The 17356-nt window shown below is 73.3% G+C and carries 17 protein-coding genes; 12 read left to right on the top strand and 5 right to left on the bottom strand.

Features of this window, described 5'->3' with window-relative positions; all coding sequences use genetic code 11:
• Positions 1-12: 12 nt before the first annotated feature.
• Together eat and ACIRB4_RS13785 are read right to left on the bottom strand one after the other, a co-directional pair.
• Positions 13-1455, bottom strand: coding sequence for an ethanolamine permease (eat, locus tag ACIRB4_RS13790; RefSeq protein WP_403290916.1), 1443 nt, complete (start codon positions 1453-1455; stop codon positions 13-15).
• 292 nt (positions 1456-1747) lie between these two features.
• Positions 1748-2476 (bottom strand): FadR/GntR family transcriptional regulator, encoded by a 729-nt coding sequence (locus ACIRB4_RS13785; RefSeq protein WP_403290913.1) that lies wholly within the window; start codon positions 2474-2476, stop codon positions 1748-1750.
• 78 nt (positions 2477-2554) lie between these two features.
• Here ACIRB4_RS13785 and ACIRB4_RS13780 point away from each other — a divergent pair, with 78 nt between their 5' ends.
• The 4 genes from ACIRB4_RS13780 (at position 2555) to ACIRB4_RS13765 (ending at position 7152) form a co-directional block, all read left to right on the top strand.
• The gene (locus tag ACIRB4_RS13780; protein WP_403290910.1) at positions 2555-3925 is read left to right on the top strand and encodes a glutamine synthetase family protein; all 1371 of its coding nucleotides are present in this window, start codon (positions 2555-2557) and stop codon (positions 3923-3925) included.
• Positions 3926-3944: 19 nt separating this feature from the next.
• Positions 3945-5318: an aldehyde dehydrogenase family protein gene (locus ACIRB4_RS13775; RefSeq protein WP_403290907.1), complete on the top strand. Its 1374-nt coding sequence runs from the start codon at positions 3945-3947 to the stop codon at positions 5316-5318.
• 5 nt (positions 5319-5323) lie between these two features.
• Positions 5324-6121: a 3-oxoacyl-ACP reductase gene (locus ACIRB4_RS13770; protein ID WP_403290904.1), complete on the top strand. Its 798-nt coding sequence runs from the start codon at positions 5324-5326 to the stop codon at positions 6119-6121.
• 116 nt (positions 6122-6237) lie between these two features.
• Positions 6238-7152: a DUF2510 domain-containing protein gene (locus ACIRB4_RS13765; RefSeq protein ID WP_403290901.1), complete on the top strand. Its 915-nt coding sequence runs from the start codon at positions 6238-6240 to the stop codon at positions 7150-7152.
• 24 nt (positions 7153-7176) lie between these two features.
• On the opposite strand, the gene ACIRB4_RS13760 is transcribed toward ACIRB4_RS13765, so the two are convergent.
• Together ACIRB4_RS13760 and ACIRB4_RS13755 are read right to left on the bottom strand one after the other, a co-directional pair.
• Positions 7177-8379 carry an amino acid deaminase/aldolase gene (locus tag ACIRB4_RS13760; protein ID WP_403290899.1) on the bottom strand — a complete coding sequence of 401 codons (1203 nt, stop codon included), beginning with the start codon at positions 8377-8379 and terminating at the stop codon, positions 7177-7179.
• A 262-nt stretch (positions 8380-8641) separates the two neighbouring features.
• On the bottom strand, positions 8642-9088 hold the full coding sequence (locus ACIRB4_RS13755; RefSeq protein WP_403290896.1) for a hypothetical protein: 447 nt from the start codon (positions 9086-9088) through the stop codon (positions 8642-8644).
• Between the two features lie 120 nt (positions 9089-9208).
• Between ACIRB4_RS13755 and ACIRB4_RS13750 the strand changes: the two genes are divergently transcribed.
• The 3 genes from ACIRB4_RS13750 (at position 9209) to ACIRB4_RS13740 (ending at position 12617) form a co-directional block, all read left to right on the top strand.
• Entirely contained in the window at positions 9209-10597 is a 1389-nt protein-coding gene (locus tag ACIRB4_RS13750) for a hypothetical protein (protein ID WP_403290894.1), read from the top strand.
• On the top strand, positions 10594-11793 hold the full coding sequence (gene mycP / locus ACIRB4_RS13745; protein WP_403290891.1) for a type VII secretion-associated serine protease mycosin: 1200 nt from the start codon (positions 10594-10596) through the stop codon (positions 11791-11793). Before ACIRB4_RS13750 ends, mycP begins: the two co-directional genes overlap by 4 nt.
• Positions 11794-11882: 89 nt before the next feature.
• Positions 11883-12617, top strand: coding sequence for an SseB family protein (locus ACIRB4_RS13740; protein WP_403290889.1), 735 nt, complete (start codon positions 11883-11885; stop codon positions 12615-12617).
• A 54-nt stretch (positions 12618-12671) separates the two neighbouring features.
• On the opposite strand, the gene ACIRB4_RS13735 is transcribed toward ACIRB4_RS13740, so the two are convergent.
• The gene (locus ACIRB4_RS13735; RefSeq protein ID WP_356895643.1) at positions 12672-13040 is read right to left on the bottom strand and encodes a DUF1844 domain-containing protein; all 369 of its coding nucleotides are present in this window, start codon (positions 13038-13040) and stop codon (positions 12672-12674) included.
• Between the two features lie 308 nt (positions 13041-13348).
• On the opposite strand from ACIRB4_RS13735, the gene infC reads away from it, so the two are divergent.
• The 5 genes from infC to ACIRB4_RS13710 all read left to right on the top strand — a co-directional run bounded on the left by infC (position 13349) and on the right by ACIRB4_RS13710 (position 17240).
• Positions 13349-14068 (top strand): translation initiation factor IF-3, encoded by a 720-nt coding sequence (gene infC / locus ACIRB4_RS13730; RefSeq protein ID WP_403290886.1) that lies wholly within the window; start codon positions 13349-13351, stop codon positions 14066-14068.
• Positions 14069-14193: 125 nt separating this feature from the next.
• Positions 14194-14388, top strand: coding sequence for a 50S ribosomal protein L35 (gene rpmI / locus ACIRB4_RS13725; protein ID WP_019884943.1), 195 nt, complete (start codon positions 14194-14196; stop codon positions 14386-14388).
• 105 nt (positions 14389-14493) lie between these two features.
• The gene (gene rplT / locus ACIRB4_RS13720; protein ID WP_356895645.1) at positions 14494-14880 is read left to right on the top strand and encodes a 50S ribosomal protein L20; all 387 of its coding nucleotides are present in this window, start codon (positions 14494-14496) and stop codon (positions 14878-14880) included.
• Between the two features lie 323 nt (positions 14881-15203).
• Entirely contained in the window at positions 15204-16043 is an 840-nt protein-coding gene (locus ACIRB4_RS13715; protein WP_403290882.1) for a TrmH family RNA methyltransferase, read from the top strand.
• A gap of 81 nt (positions 16044-16124) precedes the next feature.
• Entirely contained in the window at positions 16125-17240 is a 1116-nt protein-coding gene (locus ACIRB4_RS13710) for an ATP-binding protein (RefSeq protein ID WP_403290880.1), read from the top strand.
• The last annotated feature ends 116 nt before the right edge of the window (positions 17241-17356 follow it).

Here is a 17356-nt window from a genome sequence, read left to right as displayed (position 1 = left end):
AACGAGGGGGAGTCAGGGGCGTTCCAGCTCGGCCTCGGCCGCCGCCAGCGCCGCGAACTCCTCCTCCGGCGCCTTGGCCACCAGATGGTGGCGACTGTAGAACGCGAAGTAGGCGAGGGCGATCACGTAGACCCCGAGCGCGATGAACGCCGCGTCCTTGTCCACCAGGAACGTCGCCACCAGCGCCGACAGGGCGAGCGCGAACGCCACCGACGAGGTCACGACACCGCCCGGGGTCCGGTACGGCCGGTGCAGCCCGGGCTCCCGGCGGCGCAGCACGATGTGGGAGAGCGCCATCAGGGCGTACGAGATGGTGGCGCCGAACACCGCGATGTTCAGCATCCGCGCCCCGTTCCCGGTGCCCGCCGCGAGCGCGAAGCCGATGGCGCCCGGGATGAGCAGTCCCAGGTACGGCGATCTGCGACGGCTGGTCAGGGACAGGAACCGGGGCAGGTACCCGGCCCTGGACAGGGCGAAGAGCTGCCGCGAACCGGCGTAGATGAGGGAGAAGAACGACGCCACGAGCCCCGCGAGACCGGCGTAGTTCACGAACCGGCTGAGCGCCGTCGGCTCCCCGTCGCCCTGCAGCGCCACCACCAGCGGGTTGCCCGCCTCCTGGATGGCCGCCGAGCCGCGAGCCCCCGTCGCGGCGAGGAAGGTCACCACGGCCAGCAGCACCAGGACGCCCATGGAGATCGCCAGGGCCTTCGGCATCGAACGGACCGGGTCCTTCGCCTCCTCCGCCGCGAGCGGCACGCCCTCCACGCCGAGGAAGAACCACATGCCGAACGGGAACGCCGCCCAGATCCCGAGGAGCCCGTACGGCAGCCAGGAGTTGGCGCCGAGCGCCGTGTCGTCGACCGGGATGTCGTTCAGCCCGTCGACGTGGAAGTCGCTCAGCGCGCCCAGGGCGAAGACGACCAGGGCGGCGACCGCGATCGCCGTCACGACGAGGCTGAAGCGCAGGGCCTCGCCCACGCCCCACAGATGGATCCCGATGAAGATCACGAAGCAGGCGAGATAGACCGGCCAGCCCGACTCCAAGCCGAACAGGCCGAGCGATTCGACGTAGTCGCCGATGAAGATGGAGATCGCGGCGGGGGCGAGGATGTACTCGATGAGGATGGCGGTGCCGGTCAGGAACCCGCCCCAGGTGCCCAGCGCCCGGCGAGCGAAGCCGTAACCGCCGCCCGCGGTGGGCAGGATGGCCGAGAGCTCCGCCAGCGCGAAGACCAGACAGGCGTACATCGCGCCCATCAGGACGGTGGCGACGGCCAGCCCGCCGAAGCCGCCCTTGGACAGGCCGATGTTCCAGCCGGAGAAGTCGCCGGAGACGACATAGGCGACGCCGAGGCCGGTGAGCAGCAGCCAGCCGGCGCTGCCGCGCCGCAGGGCGCGGCGTTCGAGATAGTCGTCGGGCGCGGTCTTGTCCCCGGTGGTGTCTTCGAGCGTCATGGCAGCGTCAGCTCCCCGCAGCGGGACCAATGGATTGGCCCCATACCTTTGCGTTGACCCTGACGGAACGCAACCCCCGTGCGTTACTTTCGCGTTACGGGCGGCGCCAAATTTCTCGGGGCTCGGTTCTCCCCCTGGCTTCGCCGGGGGGACCCCACAGGGCGCTTGGTGCGTGCGTCGACGGTCGGCCGTGCTCGGCGGCTCGTTCCTCGCCGCCTGCGCGCGTTCTCCCTTTCGACGCCCGCGCGCACTTCGGCTCACTCGCCTGTCGTAGGCGCCGTCGGTTTGGGGGTCAGGTCAGGAAGCCCCGCAGCAGCGCCGCCGTGCCGCCGCAGTGTTCGCGCATCACCTCGCGCGCCGCGTCCACGTCGCCGTCGAGGATCGCCTCCACCAGGGCGGTGTGCTGGTGCTGCGAGTGCTCCAGATTGCGTACGAGCAGCGGGATGCAGTCCAGCAGGTCGTTGACCGTCGCCCGGACGGCCGCGTACTGCGCCGTGAGCGACGGCGAACCCGACAGCTCGGCCAGAGTGAGGTGCAGCAGCGTGTCCTGGCGGCGGTAGTCGGCCAGCGGGGCGTCGTGCGTCGCCGCGAGCGCCGCGCGCAGCCGTCCCGCGCCCGCCTCGTCGAGGCCGTGCGCCGCGCAGAGCCCCGCCGCGCCGACCTCCAGGACCTCCCGGAACCGCAGGGTGTCCTCGACGTCGACGGAAGCGATCCGGCGCCGCAGCTCGTCCTCGCCGGCCGTCTGCGGACGCTGCCGCACAAACGTTCCGCCGTACCGTCCGCGCCGGCTCTCCACGAGCCCCTGCTCCTGGAGGACCTTCAGCACCTCGCGCAGGGTCACCCGGCTGATCCCCATCCGCTCGGCCAGCTCCCGTTCGGCCGGCAGCCGCTCCCCGCCGGGAACGAGCCCGAGCCGTACCACCTGCAGGATCTGCTCCAGGGCTTCCTCGAAACCGTTGCCCGCCCGGACGGGGCGCAGCACGGGCGTCAGCCGGTCCGCCGATTCACTCGTACTGGACACGTTCTGGTTTCCCCTTCCCAAGCAATGGTCTTCCGCAATACCTTATGGCTCCCGGCAGGCCGAAGGAGGAGTAATCCCGTGGCAGACCGCAAAGCCCCGCTCTCCGTCGAGGAGCTGCGTGCCCTCGTCGCGAGCGGTGAGATCGACACCGTGGTCCTGGCCTTCCCCGACATGCAGGGCAGGCTCCAGGGCAAGCGGTTCGCCGCACCGTTCTTCCTCGACGAGGTCCTCGACCACGGCACCGAGGGCTGCAACTATCTCCTGGCCGTCGACGCCGAGATGAACACGGTCGACGGATACGAGATGTCCTCCTGGGACCACGGCTACGGCGACTTCGCCATGCGCCCCGACCTCTCCACCCTGCGCCGCGTCCCCTGGAACGAGGGTACGGCGATGCTCATCGCCGACCTCGCCTGGAGCGACGGCTCACCCGTCGTCGCCGCACCCCGCCAGATCCTCCGCCGCCAGCTGGAACGGCTCGCCGAACACGGCTACACCGCCCACGTGGGCACGGAGCTCGAGTTCATCGTCTTCAAGGACAGCTACGAACAGGCCTGGGACGCGAACTACCGGGGCCTGACCCCCGTGAACCAGTACAACGTCGACTACTCCATCCTGGGCACCGGCCGCGTCGAACCCCTCCTGCGCCGCATCCGCAACGAGATGGCCGCCGCCGGACTGACCGTCGAGTCCGCCAAGGGCGAGTGCAATCCGGGACAGCACGAGATCGCCTTCAAGTACGACGAGGCCCTCGTCACCTGCGACCAGCACGCCGTCTACAAGACGGGCGCCAAGGAGATCGCCGCCCAGGAGGGCGTCTCGCTCACCTTCATGGCGAAGTACAACGAGCGCGAGGGCAACTCCTGCCACATCCACCTCTCCCTGCAGTCCATCGACGAACCGGGCCGCAACGTCATGGCAGGTGACGGACCGGACGGAATGTCCGACGTCATGCGCCACTTCCTCGCCGGACAGCTCGCCGCCCTGCGCGACTTCTCCCTCCTCTACGCCCCCAACATCAATTCCTACAAACGCTTCCAGCCCGGCTCCTTCGCCCCCACCGCCGTCGCCTGGGGCGTCGACAACCGCACCTGCTCCCTGCGCGTCGTCGGCCACGGCCGCTCCATGCGCTTCGAGAACCGCCTCCCCGGCGGGGACGTCAACCCCCACCTCGCCGTCGCCGGACTGGTCGCCGCCGGCCTGTACGGCATCGAGCAGCGCCTCGAACTCCCCCCGGCCTGTGACGGCAACGCCTACACCGCCGACTACGCCCACGTCCCCACCACCCTGCGCGAGGCCGCCGAACTCTGGGAGACCAGCGCCATCGCCAAGGCCGCCTTCGGCGACGAGGTCGTCGCCCACTACCGCAACATGGCACGCGTCGAACTCGACGCGTACGACGCCGCGGTGACCGACTGGGAGCTGCGCCGCTCCTTCGAACGCATGTGAGGACGATGTGAGGACCACCTTGCTTCAGGTACTGAACCCGGCGACCGAGGAGGTCGTCGCGACCGTCCCCGCCGCCACGCCGGCCGACGTCGACGCCGCCGTCGTGCGAGCGGCCGATGCCCAGCGCGGATGGGCGGCCGCCGCCCCCGCCGACCGGGCCCGGCTGCTGCGCCGCTTCGCCGCCGTCGTCGACGCCCACAACGAGGAGCTGGCCCTCCTCGAGGTCCGCGAGGCCGGCCACACCATCGGCAACGCCCGCTGGGAGGCGGGCAACGTCCGCGACCTGCTCGACTTCGCGGCCGGGGGAGTGGAACGGCTCAGCGGCCGCCAGATCCCCGTCGCCGGCGGCCTCGACATCACGATCCTCGAACCCCTCGGCGTCGTCGGCGTGATCGCACCCTGGAACTTCCCCATGCCCATCGCCGCCTGGGCCCTCGCCCCGGCCCTCGCGGCCGGCAACGCCGTCCTCCTCAAGCCCGCCGAGACCACCCCGCTGACCGCGCTCCGGCTCGCCGAACTCGCCCTGGAGGCCGGACTCCCCGAGGGCCTCTTCCAGGTCCTGCCGGGCGAGGGACCCGTCGCGGGCGACGCACTCGTCCGGCACCCCGGCATCGCCAAGATCGTCTTCACCGGCTCGACCCGCGTCGGCAAGTCGATCATGGCGAAGTGCGCGGACCAGGTGAAGCGCCTCACCCTGGAGCTCGGCGGCAAGAGCCCCAACATCGTGTTCGCCGACGCGGACATCGAGGCGGCGGCCGCGGCGGCGCCGATGGCCTTCCTCGACAACAGCGGCCAGGACTGCTGCGCCCGCACCCGCGTCCTCGTCCAGCGGTCCGTGTACGACCGCTTCATGGAGCTGTTCACCCCCGCCGTCGAGGAGATCGTCGTCGGCGACCCGGCCGACGAGCGGACCCAGATGGGTCCGCTGATCTCGCGAGCCCAACTGGAGCGCGTACGGGCGTACGTCCCCGACTCCGCCCCCGCCATCCGTGGCAAGGCCCCCGAGGGCCCCGGCTTCTGGTTCCCGCCGACCGTCCTCACCGACGTCGCCGAGGACGCGCCCTGCGCCGTCGAGGAGGTCTTCGGACCGGTGGCCGTCGTCCTGCCCTTCGAGGACGAGGCCGACGCGATCCGGCTCGCCAACGCCACCGACTACGGCCTGTCCGGCTCCCTCTGGACCCGCGACGTCGCTCGCGCCCTGCGCGTCTCGCGCGCCGTCCGGGCGGGGAACCTCTCCGTCAACTCGCACTCCAGCGTCCGCTACTGGACCCCGTTCGGCGGCTACAAGCAGTCCGGCCTCGGCCGCGAACTCGGCCCCGACGCCCTGACCGCCTTCACCGAGACCAAGAACGTCTTCATCAGCACCGAGAGCACCGAGAGCACGGAGGCCTGAGCACCATGACCGACACCGTCACCGACACCGAGAACGTCTGCCGCCGCCTCGTCGGCCGTACCGCCGTCATCACCGGGGCCGGCAGCGGCATCGGACTCGCCGCCGCCCGCCGGCTCGCCTCCGAAGGCGCCAACGTCGTCTGCGGCGACATCGACGAGACCGCGGGCAAGGCGGCGGCGGAGGAGGTCGGCGGCACCTTCGTACAGGTCGACGTCGTCGATCCCGAGCAGGTCGAGGCGCTCTTCAGGACCGCGTTCGACACCTACGGCTCCGTCGACATCGCCTTCAACAACGCGGGCATCTCGCCGCCCGACGACGACTCCATCCTCACCACCGGACTGGAGGCATGGAAGCGCGTCCAGGACGTCAACCTCACCTCCGTCTACCTCTGCTGCAAGGCCGCCCTGCCCTACATGCGGCGGCAGGGCCGCGGATCGATCATCAACACGGCCTCCTTCGTCGCCATCATGGGCGCGGCCACCAGCCAGATCTCGTACACCGCCTCCAAGGGCGGCGTGCTCGCCATGTCCCGCGAACTGGGCGTCCAGTTCGCCCGCGAGGGCATCCGCGTCAACGCGCTCTGCCCGGGGCCCGTCAACACCCCGCTGCTCCAGGAGCTGTTCGCCAAGGACCCGGAGCGCGCCGCGCGCCGCCTCGTCCACATTCCGGTCGGCCGGTTCGCCGAGGCCGAGGAGATCGCGGCCGCCGTCGCCTTCCTCGCCAGCGACGACTCCTCCTTCATCAACGCCACCGACTTCCTCGTCGACGGCGGCATCTCGGGCGCGTACGTGACGCCGCTCTAGCCGTTCAGACCATCCCGCCCCCCACCCCACGACAGCCGGGCGCCGCGCAGGTGCCCGGCTGTCGTGCTCCCGGGACTCCGTGTACGGGTCATGAACACGCCCTCTAGGCTGGCCGGATGAGCATGACGACCCCTCCCCCCACGCCCGGCGGCGTACCCCCGGGCTGGTACCCGGACCCGGCCACGCCCGCCGTCGAACGCTGGTGGGACGGTACGACGTGGAGCGCCCATACCCGGCCCGCAGCGGTGCCTCCTGCGTCGTCGCCCGGCCGCGGCCGGACCGTCGCCCTCGCCGCGGTGGCGGCCGTCGTCGTGGCGGCCCTCGTGGTCGCGGGCGTCGTCGCCCTCGACGGTGACGACGGGGAGGAACCCGGGACGGCCGGCCCGCCCGCGACGACGAGCGCGAGCACCACGGGCCCCGCCCCGACCTCGCCGCCCTCCACCAGCCCGGCGGCCGAGGACCCCACCCGGGTCGCCGATCCGCTCAACGGCATCACCCTGCCCGTCCTCAAGGGCTGGGAGAAGCCGAAGTACATCTCGGGCGGCGTACCCACGATCGCCACCACGGGCACCTACCCCTGCCCCGGAGCCGCCGATGTCAACTGCCGTCGCGGCACGGTGAACTCCCGTACGGTGTCGGGCACGGACGCCGCGACCCCCGAAGCGGTCGCCAAGGAGGACATCGCCCTCGCCGCCGACGCCTTCTTCGAGGAGGACGTCCTCGGCAACAGGCCGTACGGCGGCATCGTCTCCCACAAGGTGGTCGCGGCCCGCCCCGCCGTCGTCGCCGGACGCACCGGCTACCTCGTGCGCTGGCAGCTCACCACCGGCAAGGGCCCCGGCGCCTACGTCCAGTCGCTGGCCTTCTCGTCACCGCTGGGCAGCGAGTCCCCCGTCGTCGTGCGCTTCGCCTTCGACGCGGGTCCGGAAGGGCCGCCGCTCGCCGCGATGGACGAGATCACGAAGGGGATCCTCCCCATCGGCAGCACGACGAGCGGCGGGGTGGGCGCGCCCCTCACTCCGGGATCCTGACCTCGCCCACGCCCGTGGTGGGGCTCAGAGGAAGGTGCGGCCCTCACCCCGGTACGTCGGCACGGTCGCCGTGACCCGGTCGCCCTCGACCAGCCGCAGACTGTCGAACCGCTCGCACAGCTCCCCGGCCTTCGCGTGCCGGAACCACACCTTGTCGCCGATGAGGAGATCGTCGGCGGGGCCGCCGATCAGCGGGGTCTGCACCTCGCCCGGCCCCTCCCGAGGGTCGTACCGCAACCCCTCCGGCAGGTACGGGACGGGCAGCCGGTCCACGCCGGCCGCGCCGGACGCGGGATAGCCGCCACCGAGCACGGTCACCACCCCGACGCCGGGCCGGCGGACGACGGGCTGGGCGAAGAGGGCGGCCGGGCGGCCGGTGAAGGACGTGTAGTTGTCGAAGAGGCGCGGCACGAAGAGGCCCGACCCGGCGGCGATCTCCGTCACCGCGTCCTCGGCCGCCGTGTACTGCACGCTGCCCGTTCCGCCGCCGTTGACGAACTCCAGGTCCGGCGCGACCGCCCGTACCGCCCGCACCACGGCCGCGCGCCGCTCAGCCAGCTCCCTGCGGGCGGCCGACTGCATCAGCCGGATCGCCCGGGAGCGCAGCGGCCGCCCGGCGACCGCGTCCCCGACCCCGGCGACATGGCCCTCGTACGCCATGATCCCGACGAGCCGGAAGCCGGGCCGGCGGACGACGGACCGGGCCAGCTCGGCGAGCTGGGCCGGCTCGCGCAGCGGGGAACGCAGCGCGCCGACCCGCACCCGGCCGCCCAGCAGCCGGAGCGAGGTGTCCAGCTCCAGACAGACGCGGATCTCCTCGCCGCCGCCCGCCCGGGCGTGGTCGATCAGATCGAGCTGCGCCGGGTCGTCGACCATGACGGTGACGGCGGCGGCGAGCTTGGGGTCGTTCGCCAGCTCGCCGTACGCGGTGCGGTCGGCGGAGGGGTAGGCGAGGAGGACGTCGTCGAACCCGGCCCTGGCGAGCCAGAGGGACTCGTCCAGCGTGAACGACATGATCCCGGCGAACCCCTCGCGCGCCAGGACCCGCTCCAACAGCGCCCGGCACCGCACGGACTTGCTGGCGACCCGGATCGGCTTGCCACCGGCCCGGCGGACGAGGTCCTCGGCGTTGGCGTCGAACGCCTCCAGGTCGACGATCGCCACGGGCGCGTCGAGGTGGGCGGTGGCCCGGTCGTACCGGGCTCGGTCGGCGGCACGGGGAGTCATGGCCCGAGCTTGCCAGACGGGTTGGGGGCGGGGTAGCCCCTGGGTTCCCGTGCTGGGGGGAACAGCCCGTAGAGTGACGGGCATTGCCAGGACGACCAGGGGGACGGGTATGACCACCGACGCGCACCCTCCCGCGTCCCGCATCACCGACGCGCTCCTCCCACCCGCACGACCCCCGGCGGCGGGCGCGCAGGGCGGGGCCGCCTTCCCGCCGCGTACGGCGGCAGGTACCGAGGACCAGTCCGCCCCGGCGCCGCGCGCGTCAGGCACCGAGGGCGTATCCGCCTCCGCTCAGCCGCGCCCGGCTGCGGGCGCTGAGGGCGTGTCCGCCTCCGCCCAGCCGCGCCAGTCGGGCGACGCCTCGCACGCGACTCCGCCGCGTACGGCGGCAGGCGTCGATGGCCGGGTCGCCCCGGTGCCGTGCACGGGCGCAGGCGGCGCCGGCCTGTCCGCCTCCGGTCAGCCCGGTCCGTCCGCCGGTGGCTCGCGCGTCACCGCGCCGCGTCCGGGTGCCGGCACCGAAGGCCCATCTGCCTCTGGCCAGCAGCACCCGGTAGGTGCCGCGGGCAACGGCGGCGTGTCCGCCCCGGCTCAGCCGCGTCCGGCCTCGGGCGCCGAGGGCCGGGTCGCCCCGGCGCCGCGCCCGGCCGCAGGCGGCGACGGCGTGTCCGCCTCTGCTCAGCCCGGTCCGTCCCCCGCTGGTTCCCACGTCACCGCGCCGCGTTCGGGCGCCGGCATCGAAGGCTCGTCTGCCCCTGCTCAGCCGCGTCCGGCAGGCGGCGACGGCTGGGCCACCCCGGCGCCGCGCCTGGCCGCAGGCGCCGAGGGCGTGTCCGCCCCGGCTCAGCCGCGTCCGGCCGGCGATGCCTCGCAGGTGACGTCGTCGCGTACTGCCGCAGGCACCGAAGGCTCGTTCGCCGCCGGCCAGCCCCGTCCGTCCGCCGGTTCGCGTGCGAACGCGCCCACCCCGCCGCGCCCGGCGGGCGACCGGCCCACAGGGCCTGCCGGGAACCCGCACGGCTCCGCCGTCGACGGCGTCCCGCCGCGTCCGGCGCGCGACCCGCGTACGGCGGCTGTCGGCGAGCCCGCTTCCGCCGGGCGTCCTGGGGCGCGCGGCGGCGCCTCGTACGAGGGCTCCGGCGCCGACGGCGTGCCCGCCGTCGAGACGACTACACGGTTGCGCGCCATCCGTGACACCGACCCGCCGCCCGCCGCCCGCCCCCTGCCGGTGACCGCCCCGCGGCGGCCGGAGGATGACGAAGTTCCGTCGGCCCCCCGCCGCCCGGGCACGGGCCCCGGCCGCCCCGCGCGCTTGCCGGAGGAGGCCCCGTCCGCCGCCCGCCCGGGCGCGAGCCCCAGCCGCGCGCACGCCGGTTCTGCGCAGGCGTACGGGCCCTACGGTGCCCCTCAGGCGTACGCCGTGCCGCCCGAGACGCTTGTCGAGACGACCACGCGGCTGCGGCCGATCCGCGAGCGCCGGGTCGGGGCGGTCGTCGCGGCCGGGGTGTGTCTCGTCGTCGGTCTCGGGCTGATCGGCGGCGCCGTCACCGGGGTCGTCCTCGCCGCCACGAACGTGGGAAAGCCCGCCGAGCCCGTCGGCTACTCCCAGGCCAAGACGCTCTGGCACAGCGCCCCCGTGGACACCCTCTTCCCGCGCACCCTCTCCGGCGCCGACGCCGGCCCCGGGGAGGCCGCCCGGACCTGGACGCGCGTCGTCGTCGCCCCCGACGCCGCCTGCTCGGCGACCGTGCTGCCCGCGAGCGTCCTCACCGCACTGAGCCCCGTCGGCTGCGACCGCGTCCTGCGCGCCACGTACACCGACGCCACCACCAGCAGCGTCATCACCGTGGGCCTGGCCTTCACCGGGGCCGAACCCGCCGCCATGCGGACCCTGGGCGGTACCCAGCTCGGCACCGACGTGCCCCCTCCGCTCTCCGCCCCCGGCACCGTCGCCGAACGCTTCGGCGCCGACCAGCGCGCCAGCTGGTGGACGCGCTCCCTCGCCGACCTGCCGGTCGTCGTCTTCTCCGTCTCCGGGTTCGCCGACGGCCGCCGCATCGACCAGCCCGAGCCCGCCGCGGAGGCCATGGCCGCCGACCGGACCTCCGCCCCCGCTCAGGCCGGTCTCGGCCACGAGGCCAAGGGCGTCGCCGACGGCATCGAGCGCGGCCTGCGCAAGACCGTCGCCGAAGCCGTGAAGAAGGACGAAGACCGGTGAGCCCACGCCGTACCCGCCGCCGCCCCCGCGCCGCGGCCGCGACCCTCCTCGCCGCCGCCTTCACCGTCCTTCCCGCGACCACCACCCCCGCCCACGCCGACACCATCCGGGCCCGCCAATGGGGCCTGGAGGCCCTGCGCACCCAAGAGGCGTGGCGCACCACCGAAGGCGAACGCGTCACCGTCGCCGTCCTCGACACCGGCGTCGACGCGGACCACCCCGACCTCGCCGGCTCCGTCCTCCCCGGCACCGACCTCATCGGCTTCGGCGCCCAGCGGGGCGACCGCGCCTGGGCCCGCCACGGCACCGCCATGGCCGGCATCATCGCGGGCCACGGCCACGGCCCCGGCCGCCAGGACGGTGTCCTCGGTGTCGCGCCCGGCGCGAAGATCCTGCCCGTCCGGGTCATCCTCGAAGGCACCGACAAGGCCCGCGAGAAGGCCCGCAAGTCCCGTGGCACCGCTCTCGCCCAGGGCATCCGCTGGGCGGCCGACCACGGCGCCGACGTCATCAACCTCTCCCTCGGCGACGACTCCGAGTCCGCCCACCCCGACGCGGGCGAGGACGCGGCCGTCCAGTACGCCCTCGCCAAGGGCGTCTCCGTCGTCGCCTCGGCCGGCAACGGCGGCGAGAAGGGCGACCACATCTCGTACCCCGCCGCCTATCCCGGCGTCATCGCCGTCACCGCCGTCGACCGCTACGGCACCCACGCCTCCTTCTCCACCAGCCGCTGGTACGCCACCGTCAGCGCCCCCGGCGTCCACATCGTGATGGCCGACCCCGACCGGCGCTACTACGAGGGCTGGGGCACCAGCGCCGCCGCCGCGTTCGTCTCCGGCGCCGTGGCGCTCGTGCGCTCCGCCCACCCCGACCTGACCCCCGCGCAGGTCAAGAGGCTCCTCATCGACACCGCCCGGAACCGGCCCAAGTCCGGCCGCAGCGACGCCAAGGGGTACGGGACGGTCGACCCGGCCGCCGCGATCAGGGCCGGGGCCGCGCTCAAGGGCGCCGACCCCAAGAACGCCGCCGCCGGTTACGAAGGGCGGTACTTCGGGCCCGGACCGCTGCCCGCACCCGAGGACAGCGAGTCCATCGGCCTGCTCGCCCCGGCCGCCGGAGGCCTCGGCGCGCTGCTGCTCGTGGCCGCGGCGCTCCTGTGGCGCGCCGGCCTCCCCGGCCCGCGCCCACCCCGCTGACCGGCCCCGTGCCCACCGCACCCACCATGCCGACCGCGCCGACCGGTCCCGCGCCCACCGCCCTGACCGTGGACGGTTAGGCTCGTCGGGTGGCGCTCAAGAACATCCCTGACCCCGGTTTCTCCGACGACGACGGCACCGCCGATCCGCGGCTCGCCGCGGCCCTCGCGGCCTGGGCGGAGGACAGAACCGCCCACGGCCCCGTCCTGGAGGCCCTCCGGAACGCGCGCCTGATGGTTCCCGTCGTGGCCGTGCTCGGAGAGGTCGAGGAGGACCCCGAGACGGGGCTGCGCCGCGAGAAGACGAGCGACATGGCCGTGCCCACGCTCACCGCGGGCGACCGGCGGGCCCTGCCCGCCTTCACCTCGATCGCCTCGCTCGCACTGTGGGACCCCGCCGCCCGCCCCGTCGCCGTACCGCTGCACCAGGCGCTCCAGGCCGCCGCGCACGAGAAGGCGGACACCGTGGTCCTGGACCTCGCCGGACCGGTGCCGTACCAGCTGACCGGCCCCGCGCTGCTGGCCCTCGCGGAGGGCCGCGACAGCGCGGACCCGCTCGACGACCCGGCGGTACGGGAGGCGGTGCGCGCCGCCGTCGCCGCCGAGCCCGCCGTCCTGCGCGCCCATCTGGGGCCCGGCAGCGCCGACGGCACCCTCGCCCTCGTCCTGGCCGAGGACGCCGCACCGGCCGAGGCGGCCCAGCGGGTCGCCCGGCTGCTGGCCGCCGACGAAACGCTGAGGGCCCGCCTGGTGCGGGGCCTGGACCTGGCACTGCTGCCAGCCACGGCCACGCCTCCCGGCGAGCCCTTCTACCTCAGGAAGTGACGAGGGGCGGGTGCGCCGGCCGACCGGCCGGCGCACCCGCCCCCGCGCGACGCTCTAGCCGTACACCGGCCCGGTGTACTTCTCGCCCGGGCCCTGGCCCGGCTCGTCCGGGATGATCGAGGCCTCGCGGAAGGCCAGCTGCAGGGACTTCAGGCCGTCCCGCAGCGGCGCCGCGTGGAAGGAGCTGATCTCCGTCGCGCCGGCGTCCAGCAGACCCGCCAGGGCGTGGACCAGCTTGCGCGCCTCGTCGAGGTCCTTGTGCTCGTCGCCCTCCTCGGTGAGCCCGAGCTTCACCGCGGCGGCGCTCATCAGGTTGACGGCGACCGTCACGATCACCTCGACCGCCGGGACCTCCGCGATGTCGCGGGTCATGGCGTCGAAGTCGGGGGAGTCCGTGGGCTCGGTGTGGGGCGTTTCGCTCATGCCCCACACGATAAGCCGCCCCCGGAGGCGCGACGCCCGCGCCCATGGTTAGCGCACCCGCCCGCCGGGTGCTAACCTTGTGTAACGACCGGCCGGACACGTGTGTGCCCGGCCCACAAGTGGAGGCTCCGACTTCCCACCTGGCCGCCCTCGCGGGCGGCGGGTCACCGGTCAGGTGGCGCCCATCGTTCCGTACGGACGATGGAGCCGCCCGATGTGCGCCCCGCGGTTGACCGCGGCGGTGCTCCGGTATTCCCCTGGAGCCCCGCCTGTGTCCCGTCCGGGGCATTTTTCGTGTTCCGGCGCGGTTGGTCTCACTAAACAGACGTTGCGCGTCCGTCCGCCAGGCGGTCGCGTGGTGCTACCGAGGAGGATCCATCAGCGCCGAGCCCCGCATCAACGACAGGATTCGCGTTCCCGAGGTGCGACTTGTCGGACCCAGCGGCGAGCAGGTCGGGATTGTTCCGCTTGCCAAGGCCCTGGAGCTCGCACAGGAGTACGACCTCGACCTGGTCGAGGTCGCGGCGAACGCCCGTCCGCCCGTGTGCAAGCTCATGGACTACGGGAAGTTCAAGTACGAGTCGGCCATGAAGGCCCGTGAGGCGCGCAAGAACCAGGCGCACACGGTCATCAAGGAGATGAAGCTCCGGCCGAAGATCGACCCGCACGACTATGACACCAAGAAGGGTCATGTCGTCCGGTTCCTCAAGCAGGGCGACAAGGTCAAGATCACGATCATGTTCCGTGGTCGTGAGCAGTCCCGCCCCGAGCTTGGCTTCCGTCTGCTGCAGCGACTGGCGTCGGACGTCGAGGAGCTTGGCTTCATCGAGTCCAACCCGAAGCAGGACGGCCGGAACATGATCATGGTTCTTGGCCCGCACAAGAAGAAGACCGAGGCGATGGCCGAGGCACGCGAGGCCCAGGCCGCGCGCAAGGCGGAGCGTCAGGGCGGTTCGTCCGACACCGCCGAGGACGCCTCCGCCGAGGACGCCCCGGTCGAGGCTCCGGCCGAGAACCCCGAGGCGTGACCCGAGGGGCTGCCACCCAGGCAGCCCCGGGGCCCCGCCCGGAACCACCAAACGAAGATCTGACGCTCCCGGTTGTCCGGTGCCCGCACCGGGGGGAGCGCCACTGACGAGGAGATAACGGCGCGATGCCGAAGAACAAGACGCACAGCGGTGCCAAGAAGCGCTTCAAGATCACCGGCTCCGGCAAGGTGCTCCGTGAGCGCGCCGGCAAGCGCCACCTGCTCGAGCACAAGTCGTCCAAGCTGACGCGTCGCCTCACCGGCAACGCCGAGATGGCCCCGGGCGACGCGGCCAAGATCAAGAAGATGCTGGGCATCTGATTGATCTCCGGCTCTCGGTGACCGAGAGCCACCGGCCCAGTCCGGGCCCCATTCGTTTCCGGGTCGTGTGAGTCCAACCACGACCCCGCTACAAGGAGTTAACAAGTGGCACGCGTCAAGCGGGCAGTCAACGCCCACAAGAAGCGCCGGGCGATCCTCGAGCAGGCCAGCGGTTACCGCGGTCAGCGTTCGCGCCTGTACCGCAAGGCCAAGGAGCAGGTCACCCACTCCCTGGTCTACAACTACAACGACCGCAAGAAGCGCAAGGGCGACTTCCGTCAGCTGTGGATCCAGCGCATCAACGCCGCTGCCCGCCAGAACGGCATGACGTACAACCGCCTCATCCAGGGTCTGAAGGCCGCCAACATCGAGGTGGACCGCAAGATCCTCGCGGAGCTGGCCGTCAACGACACCAACGCGTTCGCCGCGCTGGTCGAGGTCGCGCAGAAGGCTCTGCCGGCCGACGTCAACGCCCCGAAGGCCGCCGCCTGATCTTCCAGGCCGCAGCACTTCGCCCGGACCCGCAGGCCCCGCGCCTGCGGGTCCGGCGCGTTCCGGGCTCCCGGGCCGCCTGCCCTGACCGGACCGGTTCAGGGCTTCCGGGCCGCTCCGGGCTGCTGGGCCGCCTCGGCCGACCGGACCGTTCCGGCTCCGTGGCCGTCCCGGCCGAGCCGGGCCGTTCCAGGCGCCCGCCCCGCCCGCCCCGCCGGACCACCGGGACCTCCGCCTCCCCGGACCGCGCGCCCGCCCGCCGTACCGCAGCCACAACCCCCTCGCACCCCTCTCGTACGTACGAAAAGAGAGCCGCCGACCCCATGGGCACCCCCGAGCTGATCTCCCCGCGTTCGCCGCGCGTCGTCGCCGCACGGCGGCTCGCCAAGCGCAACTTCCGGGGCAAGGACCGCCTCTTCATCGCCGAGGGGCCGCAGGCCGTCCGCGAGGCCGTCCACCACCGCGGCAGCGCGGGTGAGCCCACCCTCGTCGAGCTCTTCACCACCGTCGAGGCCGCCGAACGGTACGCCGGGATCGTCGACGCCGCCCGCGAGGCCGGGGCCCGCGTCCACCACGCCTCCGACGCCGTCCTCGCCGAGGTCTCCCAGACCGTCACCCCGCAGGGCCTCGTCGGCGTCTGCCGCTTCCTCGACTCGCCGTTCGAGGAGATCCTCGCCGCCCGCCCCAAGCTGGTCGCCGTCCTCGCCCACGTCCGCGACCCCGGGAACGCCGGCACCGTCCTGCGCTGCGCCGACGCCGCCGGGGCCGACGCCGTCGTCCTCACCGACGCCTCCGTCGACCTCTACAACCCCAAGTCCGTCCGCGCCTCCGTCGGCTCCCTCTTCCACCTCCCGGTCGCCGTCGGCGTCCCGGTCGAGCAGGCCGTCGCCGGACTCAAGAGCGTCGGCGTCCGGATCCTGGCCGCCGACGGAGCCGGCGACGACGACCTCGACGACGAACTGGACGCCGGCACCATGGGCGGACCCACCGCCTGGGTCTTCGGCAACGAGGCCTGGGGCCTGCCCGAGGAGACCCGCGCGCTCGCGGACGCCGTGGTGCGCGTGCCCATCCACGGCAAGGCCGAGAGCCTCAACCTCGCCACGGCCGCCGCAGTCTGCCTCTACGCCTCCGCGCGCGCCCAGCGCCCCCGAACCACCGCCTGAGGGGTCCACCGCGTCACCTTCAACTAGTAGGGTGACGGGCTCGGGGGCCCACTGCGCTACATGGAGGGGTGGGGAACGGGGATGACGGTCGGCACGGACAGGCCCGCGGACGGACGGGGGGCCACGCCGCGCGCCCACGAACCCTGGCCCGGCATCGACCCGGACGACCTGCCCGACGGTCTCGTCGTCGCCGACGAGACCGGCCGTGTCATCTGCTTCAACGCGGCCGCCCGCCGGATCACCGCCGTCCCCGGCGACGAAGCCCTCGGCCGTCCGCTGGACCAGGTCCTCCCCCTGGAAGACCTCAAGGGCCGCCGCTGGTGGGCGCTCACGGACCCGTACGGCGGGCTCGCCACCCGCCGCGGCCAGCCCGAGCGCAATCTGCTGCTGCCCGGCGGCCGCGAGGTGCTCGTCTCCGCCCGCTACGTCCGCGAGCACCCCACCGGGCCGGTCCGCCGGGTCGTCGTCTGCCTGCGCGGCACCGAGGCCCGGCGACGTACCGAACGCAGCCACGCCGAGCTCATCGCCACCGTCGCCCACGAACTGCGCTCCCCCCTGACCTCCGTCAAGGGCTTCACGGCGACCCTGCTCGCCAAGTGGGAACGGTTCACCGACGACCAGAAGCGGCTCATGCTGGAGACCGTCGACGCCGACGCCAACCGCGTCACCCGGCTCATCGCCGAGCTCCTCGACATCTCCCGGATCGACTCCGGCCGGCTGGAGGTGCGCCGCCAGCCCGTCGACATCGCCGCCGCCGTCGGCCGCCACATCCAGGCCCACACCACCGGCGGGCAGTCCCCCGACCGCTTCTTCGTCCGGGTCCACCCCCAGCTGCCCGATCTGTGGGCCGACCCCGACAAGATCGACCAGATCCTCGGCAACCTCCTGGAAAACGCGGTGCGCCACGGCGAGGGAACCGTCACCATCGAGGTGGCACCCCGCGACACCACCGACGGAGAGAAGGGAACGGCGGTCACCGTGAGCGACGAAGGCCCCGGCATCCCCGAGGAGTCGATGGGACGCGTCTTCACCCGCTTCTGGCGGGGAAGCAAGCGCGGTGGCACCGGACTCGGCCTCTACATCGTCAAGGGCATCGTCGAGGCCCACGGCGGCACCATCACCGTCGGCCGCGGCCCCCGGGGCGGCGCCGAGTTCCGATTTATCCTGCCCGTCGGCGCCCCGGCCTATCTCGCCTGACGAGATCACCAGCCGCCCGGCCCCCACGGGCTCATTCGCGTCCTCGCACCCCGTTAGACTCGACCTTTGGCACGTTTGCGCCCTTGTCGTCGAGCAGGGCCTCGGGGGCCCGGGGG

The organism is Streptomyces sp. NPDC093600, assembly GCF_044764755.1.
In the GTDB taxonomy this organism is placed as follows: domain Bacteria; phylum Actinomycetota; class Actinomycetes; order Streptomycetales; family Streptomycetaceae; genus Streptomyces.
The sequence above is the reverse complement of the archived record's forward strand: the minus strand, read 5'-3'. Positions and strand labels throughout refer to the sequence as shown.

Coding starts and splice junctions, on each gene's coding strand:
- eat (WP_403290916.1), bottom strand. CDS start 1,455: ATGACGCTCGAAGACACCACCGGGGACAAGACCGCGCCCGACGACTAT.
- ACIRB4_RS13735 (WP_356895643.1), bottom strand. CDS start 13,040: ATGAGCGAAACGCCCCACACCGAGCCCACGGACTCCCCCGACTTCGAC.
- ACIRB4_RS13760 (WP_403290899.1), bottom strand. CDS start 8,379: ATGACTCCCCGTGCCGCCGACCGAGCCCGGTACGACCGGGCCACCGCC.
- ACIRB4_RS13715 (WP_403290882.1), top strand. CDS start 15,204: ATGGGCACCCCCGAGCTGATCTCCCCGCGTTCGCCGCGCGTCGTCGCC.
- ACIRB4_RS13770 (WP_403290904.1), top strand. CDS start 5,324: ATGACCGACACCGTCACCGACACCGAGAACGTCTGCCGCCGCCTCGTC.
- rpmI (WP_019884943.1), top strand. CDS start 14,194: ATGCCGAAGAACAAGACGCACAGCGGTGCCAAGAAGCGCTTCAAGATC.
- ACIRB4_RS13710 (WP_403290880.1), top strand. CDS start 16,125: ATGACGGTCGGCACGGACAGGCCCGCGGACGGACGGGGGGCCACGCCG.
- ACIRB4_RS13765 (WP_403290901.1), top strand. CDS start 6,238: ATGAGCATGACGACCCCTCCCCCCACGCCCGGCGGCGTACCCCCGGGC.